Genomic DNA, 12,016 nt, shown 5'->3' on the forward strand with positions numbered 1-12,016 from the left:
GTGCTCCTGGAGCGTCCTGCTCCTTATGGCGCTTCTAGAAGAAGTCGCTTTGTATAAAGCCGAAGTCCATTAGTTCACTGTCCCGGACCGGGGCAAATTCATTCAGTTTGTTCTTGGCGGTCAACGGTGTAGGCGGCGTCAGCAGGGCATTGGCTTTGTCGTAACCTTCGCCCAGGATGGCGAACACGATGCCGTTCCAGCCTTTGATGAAGTCATCACGGGTATAACGCTTGTTGCCCAGTACGGAATCGCCGATATAAACCCAGTCTTTGTCGGCGCGCTGCATCACGACGAAGTGTTTGTAGCCGCGAATGTCCAGCAGCACGATCACTGGGATTTTTACCGTGAGCAGCGTGTCGCCATTGATCCGATAGCCCCTGGCGCGCATGCCGATACTTTCCAGGTAGCGCTTCATGTCCAGCATGGAAAAGCCCTGGGTGCGGACCAGATCCTGGTCGGCGTTGACCAGCATGCCTTTGATGACGTGGTCTTCATCCACGTCCTTCCAATAGGCTTGGCGCAGGATGGTCGCCAATGCGGCCGCGCCGCAGCTGAAATCGGTTTTCTGTTCCACCAGGTTGGCGAATTTGCGCTCGCGGATGCTCTCGACCTTCTTGTAGATCACACCGCCACCATTGGGCATGGCAATTGCCATTTGCCCTGCCCAGGTCGGGCCGGCGAGCAGTAACAGGAAGGTGAGGGCGGCGATACGCATGATCGAATGGCCTGTTGGACACTGGAATAAAAAGGGGCCTTGTTGCCAAGGCCCCGATGGATCAGAAGCGCACACCCGAGGAAATCACAGTGGTGTTGCCCTGTTGGTTACCCACGCCAGCAGAAATGTTGGCGCCCAGGTTGCCCGAAGAGCCATTAAGCGAGTTGTTCGCGCTGGCGTTGTTCTGAACAGGCGTAAGGTTGATGCCGTGATGGCCATACGCAACGGCTACGGTGTTCAGGTAGGTATTGTCGACGCTGGTTTGTGTGGTGTTGCTCGAAGCAGTGGCCGAAGCGCCGCTGGCACTGGCAATCGACAGTTGGTTTTTCTGTTGGTTGAAGTTGCCGGAAGTGGCGTTCACGCCCAGGTTGCCGGAGCTACCGTTGGCTGAGTTGTTGAGCGAAGCGTTGTTTTGGGTAGCCACTTGCACGGAGGTGTTGTTGTGGTTGCTTTGGGTAATGGTACCCAGGGCAAACACCGCAGCAGCGTCACCGGCAGCGATGGCGGTCTGGTTGTCTTGCTGGTTGCCGTCACCGGCCGCGATGTTGGCCTGGGCGTTGCCCGAGCTGCCATTCAACGAGTGATTGGCCGAGGCATTGTTCTCGGTGCTCTTGTTGTTCACTGAGTTGTTATTGCTGGTTTGTGCATCGGAGACGGCGGCGGTAACTGCGGTAGGCGCCGGTTGAGGGTGCCAGCCGCCATAACCACCTGCGTTTGCAGCAACAGCCATGAGTGCAGTCAGAGCGAAAACCAGTGGTTTAAGAGCCATTGTAGGTTTCATGGTGTATCTCCTTGCTTCTAATTAGTTGGTTAAGTGTTGGTACGGTCCATCTATCGACTCAGCTCCATCAGTTGAGTCGTACATTCAGGGTGTTAGCCACTCGGTTCCCCACCCCGGCGCTCTGGTTGACCTGAACCACTCCACGGCTGCCGGTGAAGGCCTGGTCGCTGGTAACGACCTGGCGGCTGCCAGTGGTAGGGGTCAATCCTGAGTCGGTTGCAAGCGCAACGTTCTGTTGCGACATGACGCTGTCGTCGATGCTTTGCGGGCCGGCATTCACGCTGACTCGCACGGCATTGATCATCTGGTTCTGAGCACCGGCCGACTGGTTGACGCCCAGTACACCGCTGCCGTTGCTGAATGAGTTGCCCTGGATCGCCACGCCGGCGTTCTGGGCACGGTCGGCAGGCGCGCCGCCGATGGTTTGGCGGATCAGGCCGCCTGCCTGCGCGCTGCCGCCCACGGCGATGGCGCGGCTGTTGACTTGCTGCAGTTGATCGCCGGCGGCTTGGTTGACCGACGCTGCTCCGCTGTATTGGCTGGCGGAGTTATCGATCACTGCGCTGCTGTCGGCCATTGCCGATGAGCAGCCCAGCACCATGAGAAACAGCCAGGAATGTTTCACGTCACTGGCCTCCCATCATGCTGCTGATGTTGTTCAGGGGCGCCATGCCCCGGGAAATCGAGCCGTTGATTTGGCCGGAAAGGCTGCTTGCACCACTGTGCCCGGCAGCGCCGCCTGCACCCAGGCCCACACCGCCACCGTTATTGCTCAAGCCGGGCAAGTTACCGCCAGGCAGGATGGCGCGAGTGATGCTGGAACCGCTGCTGACGTTGGCGAAGTCGCTATCGTTCATTTCGCCGGTGGCACGCAGTATCTGTGGGGAGGCGTTGGCGTTCACGGTAATAGGATTGGGATCGACGCCGGGTGAACGGCCAGCCATGTGACCTTGGACGGTGCGTTGAATCACGATCACACCATCACCTGCCGCGAGCACCGGAAGGCTCACGCTGGTACTGAGTACGCAGCTGATCAGCAGGAGGCTCAGTGAGCCCGGATTATGTGTGTTCACGGCAGTGTTCCTTATTCTTCGCGCTGACCCTAAACAGCGCTGTAAGGAAGAGAGCAGAAGGCGTGCCGCTTTTTATTTGTTATTGATATTCAATGGGTTGTGATTAAAGAGAGGCAAAGTGATGGCCATGTTGTTTCATGCTTGAGACAGTCGCCACACGGCCGGATATGCCGCTCCCACCTGGCGGCTGTCTCATCGATGAAACAGTGCCGATGACAAAACGATGAATCCGCAGCGGGTGGGCGATCCAGCGGCCAGAGGTGTTTCAAAAATGGACACTGTAGGCGCGAGCAGGCCCGCGCCTGGAAGACGGTTCAGGTCTTGGGCGCTTTACGCGGGATGGAGTTGAGGACGGGGTTGCCGTCCTGGTTCTGGGTCAGGTAGACCGGCAAAACCTTGGGCAGGGAGGGGACGAGGTTGTTGACCTCATTGATGTTGTAGATGCCGCCGATACGAATTGCCCCGGTACCGGCGTCCGCGAGCATCACCGGTTTGTTCAGGTAGCGGTTGATCAGCGGCAACGCATCGGCCAGGGCCAGGTTGTCGAGGACCAGTTTGCCTTGGCGCCAGGCCAGCGAGGTGTCCTCGGGATTGGTCGCAGCGATATGCGGTGCGGCGTCACCCAAGTGGTAACTGGCCTGCATGCCCGGGCTCAATGGAACACTGGCGTGCAGCTTGTCGCTGGCCACTTGCACCGAACCTTCGAGCAACATGACCCGCACCTGGTCTTCATATTTCCAGACGTTGAACTGGGTCCCCGTCACGCGAACCTGTCCATCGCCGATGTGCACGATAAACGGGTGATCGCTGTCATGAATGACCTTGAAAAACGCTTCACCCTTTTTCAAGGTGGCCCGGCGTTCGTCCTTGTAATGGCTGTAGACCAACTCGGTCCCCAGGTTCAACTCGACCTGGCTGCCATCGCTGAGGGTGACCTTGCGTAGGCCATTGGCGGCGTCGAAGTGCTCATAGGAACTCGGTAACCAGCCCGCTTCCCAGCCAGTAAAGGCGGCAAGCGGCAAGGCGACGAGGCAGATCGCTGCGGCCACCGCGTACTTTCGCAAGCGGTGACGCGGCTTAAACGCCAGCACCACCGGTGCAGGCTCGCTGCGGGGCAGGTGATCGGCCACGTCCCAGATTTCCAGCATGGCTGCGTATTCAAAGGCATGCAGCGGATGGGCATCGTGCCACTGCGCAAAAGCCTCACGTTCGCCCACCGCGCAATCACTGGCATGCAGGCGCATGCACCAATGCGCGGCGGCGTCGGTGATAGCGTCATATTCGGCTTCTGAAAGGGACTTTTCGCTCATTAACTCATCCTGATTTCCCACATTCTAACCTCCCAAGGCCAATGACGAGAACCGCCATCATGGCGATTGCATCTCAATTGCGAGTCGTTCTTGTTTGGGCTTGTCGGTTGTGCTTGGAAAAGGGCAGGGTAAGCACGTATGACCCATTGGCGGGGGTAACTATTGAGCCCCGGCGCAAGTTGACAGCAGACGCTGTGCGTGGTGTTTAATCAGCGACCTGAATGTCCATTCGTTGCCCCTTCCAATCATAAAAACGGAGCTTCAAATGTCTGCGCAGCCTCCGACAGATGCTACGGCTTCAACCACCATCGGCTTTACCGAGTTGGTGGCCTTGCTACAACAGGTCTTTGTCCGCCACGGCACCTCGCCGGAGGTCGCCGCGATCCTGGCGCACAACTGCGCCAGCGCCGAGCGTGACGGCGCCCATAGCCATGGTGTGTTCCGCATCCCAGGGTACGTGTCGACACTCAACAGCGGCTGGGTCAATGGCAGCGCGTTGCCCGTGGTCGAAGATGTGGCTTCGGGTTTTGTTCGCGTGGATGCCGATAACGGTTTTGCCCAGCCGGCACTGGCGGCCGCACGCCCGCTGTTGGTCGCCAAGGCGCGCAGCGCCGGGATCGCGCTGTTGGCGATTAGAAACTCCCATCACTTCGCTGCGTTGTGGCCGGATGTCGAACCCTTCGCCGAAGAAGGGCTGGTGGCCCTGAGTGTGGTCAACAGCATGACCTGCGTGGTGCCTCACGGCGCCGATCGCCCACTGTTCGGCACCAACCCGATTGCCTTTGCCGCGCCACGCGCCGACGGCTCGCCGATTGTGTTCGACCTGGCCACCAGCGCCATCGCCCATGGCGATGTGCAGATTGCCGCGCGCAAAGGCGAGCGCCTGCCGCCGGGCATGGGCGTCGACAGCTTGGGCCAGCCGACCCAGGACCCCAAGGCCATCCTGGAAGGTGGGGCGCTGTTACCGTTCGGCGGGCACAAGGGCTCGGCGCTGTCGATGATGGTCGAGTTGCTGGCGGCCGCGTTGACCGGTGGCAACTTCTCATTCGAGTTCAATTGGGCGGATCACCCCGGGGCGCGTACGCCTTGGACGGGGCAGTTACTGATCCTGATCGACCCGAGCAAGACCGCCGGGCAAAACTTCGCTGAGCGCAGCCAGGAGCTGGTGCGGCAGATGCATGCGGCAGGGTTGCGGCGGTTGCCGGGGGATCGACGTCATCGCACGCGGGCGAAGTCGTTGGAGACGGGTGTTGAGGTGGATGCACACGCGCTGGATCAGTTGCGCGAATGGGCTCACTGAAGAACAGCGTAGCCGCTGCCGAGCCAGGGCTCGGCGGCGGCTATGCCGTATTAGTTACGGCGGCCGAGCAGCAGGCCGACCACCAGGCCAACGCCTGCGGAAATCGCGACGGTCTGCCACGGGTGGCCACCGATGTAGGTTTCGGTGGCATCCACCACCGGCTTGCTGCGCTCACGCACATTGGACACCGAGTCCAGCGCTTGCTTGAGCTTGATGGCGACCTGTTCGCGCAGGGTCTCACCTTCCTCACCCACCAGGGATGCGCTGCTTTTGAGCAGTTTGTCCGATTCTTCGATCAACGCCGTCAGTTCACTGAAAGCTTGATCCTTGATTTGATCTTCGACAGCTTGGGCGGCAGTTTTGCGGGCCATTGGGTGACTCCTTGCAGGTGAATGTGACAGTGAACAATGGAGTATCGGGCTGCGGCAAAAGTTGCAGTTTTTTTGCCGGAAGGTCACTTGAAGTAAAATCCGAATCTGGAACTTTCGACCTACAGTGTAAGATGTAGCCTATTTGTGCAGCAGGTAATTCAACATGAGCTTCAATCTGGCCAACAAGACCCTCGCCGAACGCGCCGAGCTGGAAGATGAAAAGTCCCGTCTCTACGACCTGTGGCAAACCAACCTGGGCAAAGCCAAGGGCGAAGCCGCCCGTTTGTTCGGCGAGCGTGCCAAGCGCAAAGGCAAGTGGGCCGAGTGGGTGCGTGCGGAGTTGGATGGTATGTCGCCACCGGAGTTTTCCAACATGGTTCGCAGCGAAGTCAACAAGCTGATGGCGGCGGCTAAATAAAGCACGCCACAATCGCCTCGCGTACTTTTAGCAACATCGGATCAAGCTGGGCTTGGGTGCGCCAGCCCAATTCCACCGGGTAGCGCGGCAATGCCAGTGGGCAAGGCAGTACGCGCAGGCCCGTCATCTGGGCGATGGCCTCGGCGGCATGTCCGGGAATGGTCGCCACCGCCCGGCTGCCCTTGAGCAGAAACGGCAGTGCGGCAAAGTGGCTGGTGGAGGCGCACACCTGGCGGCTCAACCCGTGCGCCGCCAAGCCTTCATCGGTAATGCCGATAAACCCACCCGACGACACCAGCACATGGTCGCGCATGACGAATTCCTGCAGGTCGATGCTTTGTTGGCCGGGTGCCAGGCTGTGCGGGTCCACCAGGCAACGATAATCACCGTCCCCCAGCACCTGGCGGCTTAGCCTGCGTTCGGCAAAACCACCGGCCGTGATGGCCAGGTCCAGAGTGCGGTCGAGCAGGGCGGCGGCAACAATCTGGCTGTGGGTCTGGCGAAAGATCACCCGCAGTTGCGGCGCGCGCTGTGCTACTTCGTCCATCAGTCGGCGCCCGTGGGCAATTTCGAAGTCATCGGACAGCCCCAATACCACCGAGCGCCCGTGATAGTGCGGGTTATCCGGATGGACCATGGCCAGGCTCTGCCGGCAGCGTTCCAGTGCTTCGCTGATCACGGGTTTGAGCTGGTTGGCCCGCAAGGTCGGCGCCAAGCCACGACCGGTGCGTATGAACAGTTGATCGCCATACACCTCACGCAAACGCCGCAGGCCGGCACTGATCGCCGACTGGGTAACGCCCAGGCGCAACGCTGCGCGGCTCGCGCTGGACTCGTCATGCAGGGCTTCGAAGGTTTTCAGCAGGTTCAAGTCAACCTGGGCGATATTCATTTGGCTCATATCATTTAGCACTGAGGTGGGCTTTATTCATGATCGAGTCTGGCCAGAGAATGGGCAACCCCCCTTGTTCGGAGTGATCGTGATGCCTATTTCTACCGTTGCAGCTTTGCAGGTTGGTTCATTGCCGGGTGGCAAGGCTGAGACCCTGGCGCAAATCCTGGCTTATGAGGACGAGATCCTGCGCAGCGGTGCGCAACTGGTGGTGATGCCCGAGGCATTGTTGGGCGGTTACCCCAAGGGCGAAAGCTTTGGCACGCAGTTGGGCTATCGCCTGCCCGAGGGCCGTGAAGCCTTTGCGCGGTATGTTGCCAATGCCATCGATGTCCCGGGTGTGGAGACTGAGGCGCTGGCCGGGTTGTCGGCGCGTACCGGTGCCAGCCTGGTGCTCGGCGTGATCGAACGCAGTGGCAGCACGCTGTATTGCACCGTGCTGTATTTCGAACCCTCAGGCGGTTTGGTCGCCAAGCACCGCAAGCTGATGCCCACCGGCACTGAACGGCTGATCTGGGGCAAGGGCGACGGCTCGACCCTGCCGGTGATTGATGCCGCCGTGGGGCGCATCGGCGGTGCGGTGTGCTGGGAAAACATGATGCCGTTGCTGCGTACGGCGATGTACGCCAAAGGCGTAGAGGTATGGTGCGCGCCGACCGTGGACGAGCGCGAGATGTGGCAGGTGAGCATGCGCCATATTGCCCATGAAGGACGTTGCTTCGTGGTCAGTGCCTGCCAGGTGCAGGCATCGCCTGAGGTGTTGGGTGTTGAGGTTGCCAACTGGCCGTCCGATCGCCCGTTGATTGCCGGTGGCAGTGTGATTGTCGGACCCATGGGCGACATTCTGGCGGGGCCGTTGCTGGGGCAGGCGGGGTTGTTGACGGCGCAGATCGATACTGATGACTTGGTGCGGGCCCGCTACGACTATGACGTGGTGGGGCATTACGCACGGCCGGACATTTTTGAACTGACTGTGGACGAGCGCGCCAGGTCGGGCGTTCGCTTTATCACTGACTGAATGCGGTTAAAAAGGTGGGACGGGGGTTGCCGGTCAGTTAAGCGTTAGGGCGGGCAACCGGTAACCTGTGGCGAGGGAGCTTGCTCCCTCGCCACAGTGACAGTGTTCCTTACGGTTACCAAGTGGCGGTATTCGGCAGGTCCAGGGTACCGCGCTCGACAAAACGCATGGTACCGAACAGCCCGCCCGCCAGTTTGCCGCGCAGCACGTAGGGCAGGTTGTTCAGGCTTTGGGTCTGGCTCAGGCCAAGGGTCTGGCGCAACACAGAAAACGCCGAAACGCTGACCGGCACCATCAGCACGGTCTCGGAAAAGCGTGGGATGCTTCCGCCTTGATCGCTGACCCCCGACGCCAATGGTCGGCCATTGACGTCCAGGTCCAGGGCCACGCCGCTGTAGTCGATCGTCGTTTCATTTGGGTTCTGCACCCGCAGCTTCACGGCAAAACGCACTTCCAGGTCCTGGCTTTGCAGCGGCTCGATGCCCACCACCGTGATGTTGACCGGGTCGCGGTCCGGGAACAGCGCACAGGCGCTCAAGGTAAGCAGCAATACCGATAAAACCATGAGCTTGCGCATATGAAAAGGTGCTCCTAGTGCGTGACGTCCGGATCTTGCATGACCTTGAGGGTCGAGGACTCCGGATCGAATTCATCCTCGTGCAGTTCTATGAACTCTTCCGGCAGGAAAATGTTCAGCAGGATTGCACAGAATGCGCCCACGGTGATCGGCGATTCGAAGATGTTGTGCAGCGCCTTGGGCAAATCACGCAGCACTTCCGGCACGGCCGCGACGCCCAGGCCCATGCCTAAGGAAATGGCCACGATCAGCACATTGCGACGGTGCAGGCCCGCTTCGGCGAGGATCTTGATCCCGGCCACGGCCACCGTGCCGAACATGATCAGCGTCGCGCCGCCCAGCACCGGCTTGGGCATCAGTTGCAGCACTGCGCCGATCATCGGGAACAGCCCCAGCAGCACCAGCAGGCCGGCGATGAAGTACGCCACGTAGCGGCTGGCGACGCCCGTCAATTGAATCACGCCATTGTTCTGCGCGAAGGTCACCATCGGCAGGCTGTTGAAGGTCGCGGCCATTGCCGAGTTGAGGCCGTCCGCCAGCAGGCCGGACTTGATGCGTTTGATATACAGCGGGCCCTTGACCGGCTGCTGGGAAATCATCGAATTGGCTGTCAGGTCACCGGCCGCTTCCAGTGGCGAAATCAGGAAGATCACCGCCACCGGGATGAATGCCACCCAGTCGAACGAGAAACCGTACTTGAACGGTACCGGCACACTGATCAGTGGCACCTGGGGCAGGGCGGCCATGTCGACCCGGCCCAACCACCATGCCACGAAGAAACCCAGGCTCAGGCCGATCACGATCGAACCCAGGCGCAGGAACGGGTTGCTGAAACGGTTGAGAACCACAATGGTCAGCAACACCAGCGCCGCCAGGCCCATATTGCCCGCAGCGCCCAGGTCGTTGGCGCCGTAGCCGCCGGCCATGTCGGTGACCGCCACCTTGATCAGCGACAGGCCCATCAACGTAATGATGGTGCCGGTCACCACCGGGGTGATCAGTTTGCGCAGTTTGCCGATGAACTGGCTGAGCGCCACTTCGATAAATGCGGCGAAAAAACAGATACCAAAGATCGTCGAGAGAATTTCATCGGTGCCGCCGCCCCGGGCCTTGACCATGAAGCCGGCGCTGAGAATCACGCTGATAAACGAGAAGCTGGTGCCTTGCAGGCACAACAGCCCTGAACCGATGGGGCCGAACGTGCGCGCCTGCACAAACGTACCCAGGCCCGAGACGAACAGCGCCATGCTGACCAGGTAAGGCACTTCGCTTTCCAGGCCGAGCACACCGCCGACAATCAGGGTCGGCGTGATGATGCCGACGAAACTCGCCAAGACATGCTGCAAGGCGGCAAAAATCGCGGCGGTGAAGTGCGGGCGGTCTTCCAGGCCATAGATCAGGTCGGATTTATAGCGCGGGCGAGGGGCTTGAGCGTCAGGCAAAATATGGGCTCGGCAGGGAAAGGGGGCGCGCAGGATGCCAGAAAGTACCGGCTGTCAGAAGTGTGTAAAAAATTTTCGAAACATCCTGCATTAAAACCATGGGTCGGCCGATAGCCTGGATAGGCCCACGACACCTATTACAACAGTGGTGCCCAAAGGTCAGAGCGGCGCGTTGACGCCGGCTGAACGTGTCGCGGCACGGACGCTCGCCAACACTACTTCTTGAGAGCTTCTCTATGTCCCTTCGTAATCTGAATATCGCCCCTCGCGCTTTTCTCGGTTTTGCGTTCATTGCGTTGCTTGTCATTATCCTCGGGGTGTTTGCGGTTAACCGCATGACACAGATCCGCCAAGCGTCGTTGGACATGGGAACAAATCAGTTACCCAGCGTGAAATACCTCGGCAACCTCACCGAGAACGTGCTGCGGCTGCGCATTCTCTCGTTCCGCATTTTGATCAACCGCGAGCCCGCGTCCCTTGAAGAAGCCAAGACCCGCGTGGCCGTGCTGGTAGACAAGGTCAGGCAGGCCCAGGCCGCCTACGCGGCCACGCCGGCCGGTGGCGAAGAAGCCGCCTTGTACAAAACCTTCGCCGCCACGCTCGACAGTTTTCTCAGCGCACATGCTGAAATGATGGCGTTGTCGCAACAGAACAAAGTCGAGGAGATGCGCACCCTCATCAATACGCGGATCAAGGACGGTACCGACCTGATGGGCGAGCAGTTGAACAAGCTCATCGCCATTAACAGTGCCGACGCCGATCGGGCAGGGCGAGACGCCGAGAGCAGCTATCAGCAGGCCGTCATCGGCATCATTATTGTCGCGATCACAGCTGCCGTGCTGACGGTGCTGCTCGCCTGGCTGCTCACCCGCAGCATCGTTGCACCGCTGCGTAAAGCGGTGGACATGGCGCAAACCATCGCCGGTGGCAACTTGACCACTGTGATTGAGGATGACGGTAAAGACGAGTCGGCGCGCTTGCTCAGTGCACTGTCGGCCATGCAAACCAACCTGCGCCAGACCATCCAGCACATCGCTGGTTCGGCCACGCAATTGGCTTCGGCCGCTGAAGAACTCAGCGCGGTCACCGAAGAAGCCTCGCGTGGCTTGCAACAGCAGAACAACGAAATTGACCAGGCCGCGACGGCTGTCAACGAGATGACCGCGGCAGTCGAGGAGGTGGCGCGCAATGCGGTGTCCACCTCCGAAGCGTCCGGCCAGTCCAACCAGGCGGCACGGGAAGGTCGCGATCGGGTCGTGGAGACCGTGGGCGCTATCCAGACCATGACCCAGGACGTGCAGAATACGTCGGTGTTGATCGAGGGCCTGGCGTCCCAGGGTCGTGACATCGGCAAGGTGTTGGACGTGATCCGCGCGATTGCCGAGCAGACCAACCTACTGGCCCTCAACGCCGCGATTGAAGCCGCCCGCGCCGGTGAGGCCGGGCGGGGCTTTGCGGTGGTCGCCGATGAAGTACGGGCACTGGCCCATCGCACCGCGCAGTCGACCCAGGAAATCGAAAAAATGGTCGCCGGTATCCAGAACGGCACCGGCGAGGCGGTGCAGTCGATGCAGCAAAGCAACGTGCGCACCCAAAACACCCTGGAACTGGCCCGCGCCGCCGGCGTGGCCTTGGAGCAGATCACCCAGTCCATCAGCCTGATCAACGAGCGCAACCTGGTGATTGCCAGCGCTTCGGAAGAACAGGCCCAGGTGTCCCGTGAAGTGGACCGCAACCTGGTCAATATCCGCGACCTGGCGACTCAGTCGGCGGCGGGTGCCAACCAGACCAGCGCAGCCAGCCACGAGCTGTCGCGACTGGCGGTGGACCTGAATGGGATGGTGGCCAGGTTCGTTATCTGACCCGATTTGAACTGCAGTCGAAAGGTGGGGCAAGCCAGCTCCCACCTTTTTACGGTGCAGTGTCAGGCCAATTAAACTGCCTGAAATAGCAACCGCCGCCGGCAAGGCCAGCACCTTCAATACCAGACACACCGCAGATCCAAGTGTGGGAGGGGGCTTGCTCCCGATAGCGGTGGATCAGTCAGCTTATCCTCAGCTGACCCACTGCCATCGGGAGCAAGCCCCCTCCCACCTTTTACGGTGCTGTGTCAGGCCAA

13 protein-coding genes are annotated in these 12,016 nt (G+C 60.3%); 4 read left to right on the plus strand and 9 right to left on the minus strand.

Features of this window, described 5'->3' with window-relative positions:
* Positions 1-34 precede the first annotated feature (34 nt).
* The 5 genes from M5B43_RS17415 to M5B43_RS17435 all read right to left on the minus strand — a co-directional run bounded on the left by M5B43_RS17415 (position 35) and on the right by M5B43_RS17435 (position 3,879).
* Complete coding sequence (locus M5B43_RS17415; RefSeq protein WP_248751246.1) at positions 35-715, minus strand: C39 family peptidase; 681 nt, start codon at positions 713-715, stop codon at positions 35-37.
* Between the two features lie 61 nt (positions 716-776).
* Positions 777-1,496 carry a hypothetical protein gene (locus M5B43_RS17420; protein WP_248751247.1) on the minus strand — a complete coding sequence of 240 codons (720 nt, stop codon included), beginning with the start codon at positions 1,494-1,496 and terminating at the stop codon, positions 777-779.
* Between the two features lie 67 nt (positions 1,497-1,563).
* On the minus strand, positions 1,564-2,121 hold the full coding sequence (locus M5B43_RS17425; protein WP_248751248.1) for an adhesin: 558 nt from the start codon (positions 2,119-2,121) through the stop codon (positions 1,564-1,566).
* 1 nt (position 2,122) lies between these two features.
* Complete coding sequence (locus M5B43_RS17430; protein WP_248751249.1) at positions 2,123-2,569, minus strand: hypothetical protein; 447 nt, start codon at positions 2,567-2,569, stop codon at positions 2,123-2,125.
* Between the two features lie 314 nt (positions 2,570-2,883).
* Positions 2,884-3,879 carry a FecR family protein gene (locus M5B43_RS17435; RefSeq protein WP_248751250.1) on the minus strand — a complete coding sequence of 332 codons (996 nt, stop codon included), beginning with the start codon at positions 3,877-3,879 and terminating at the stop codon, positions 2,884-2,886.
* A 265-nt stretch (positions 3,880-4,144) separates the two neighbouring features.
* On the opposite strand from M5B43_RS17435, the gene M5B43_RS17440 reads away from it, so the two are divergent.
* Positions 4,145-5,179 carry an Ldh family oxidoreductase gene (locus tag M5B43_RS17440; RefSeq protein WP_248751251.1) on the plus strand — a complete coding sequence of 345 codons (1,035 nt, stop codon included), beginning with the start codon at positions 4,145-4,147 and terminating at the stop codon, positions 5,177-5,179.
* A gap of 50 nt (positions 5,180-5,229) precedes the next feature.
* Here the strand turns inward: M5B43_RS17440 and M5B43_RS17445 are convergent, their stop codons facing one another.
* Entirely contained in the window at positions 5,230-5,550 is a 321-nt protein-coding gene (locus tag M5B43_RS17445) for a DUF883 family protein (protein ID WP_248751252.1), read from the minus strand.
* A gap of 163 nt (positions 5,551-5,713) precedes the next feature.
* On the opposite strand from M5B43_RS17445, the gene M5B43_RS17450 reads away from it, so the two are divergent.
* Positions 5,714-5,968, plus strand: coding sequence for a hypothetical protein (locus M5B43_RS17450; RefSeq protein WP_003190904.1), 255 nt, complete (start codon positions 5,714-5,716; stop codon positions 5,966-5,968).
* Here M5B43_RS17450 and M5B43_RS17455 read toward each other — a convergent pair.
* Positions 5,961-6,860 carry a LysR family transcriptional regulator gene (locus M5B43_RS17455; RefSeq protein WP_248751253.1) on the minus strand — a complete coding sequence of 300 codons (900 nt, stop codon included), beginning with the start codon at positions 6,858-6,860 and terminating at the stop codon, positions 5,961-5,963. The genes M5B43_RS17450 and M5B43_RS17455 overlap by 8 nt on opposite strands.
* Positions 6,861-6,951: 91 nt before the next feature.
* Here M5B43_RS17455 and M5B43_RS17460 point away from each other — a divergent pair, with 91 nt between their 5' ends.
* The gene (locus tag M5B43_RS17460) at positions 6,952-7,878 is read left to right on the plus strand and encodes a carbon-nitrogen hydrolase family protein (protein WP_248751254.1); all 927 of its coding nucleotides are present in this window, start codon (positions 6,952-6,954) and stop codon (positions 7,876-7,878) included.
* 115 nt (positions 7,879-7,993) lie between these two features.
* Here M5B43_RS17460 and M5B43_RS17465 read toward each other — a convergent pair whose 3' ends face one another.
* Together M5B43_RS17465 and M5B43_RS17470 are read right to left on the minus strand one after the other, a co-directional pair.
* Entirely contained in the window at positions 7,994-8,455 is a 462-nt protein-coding gene (locus tag M5B43_RS17465; RefSeq protein WP_248751255.1) for an LEA type 2 family protein, read from the minus strand.
* Between the two features lie 14 nt (positions 8,456-8,469).
* Complete coding sequence (locus M5B43_RS17470) at positions 8,470-9,897, minus strand: nucleobase:cation symporter-2 family protein (RefSeq protein ID WP_248751256.1); 1,428 nt, start codon at positions 9,895-9,897, stop codon at positions 8,470-8,472.
* A gap of 236 nt (positions 9,898-10,133) precedes the next feature.
* On the opposite strand from M5B43_RS17470, the gene M5B43_RS17475 reads away from it, so the two are divergent.
* Positions 10,134-11,759, plus strand: coding sequence for a methyl-accepting chemotaxis protein (locus M5B43_RS17475; protein ID WP_248751257.1), 1,626 nt, complete (start codon positions 10,134-10,136; stop codon positions 11,757-11,759).
* Positions 11,760-12,016: the final 257 nt, after the last annotated feature.

The sequence above is a fragment of the Pseudomonas sp. MWU15-20650 genome (genome assembly GCF_023242475.1).
Taxonomy (GTDB): domain Bacteria; phylum Pseudomonadota; class Gammaproteobacteria; order Pseudomonadales; family Pseudomonadaceae; genus Aquipseudomonas.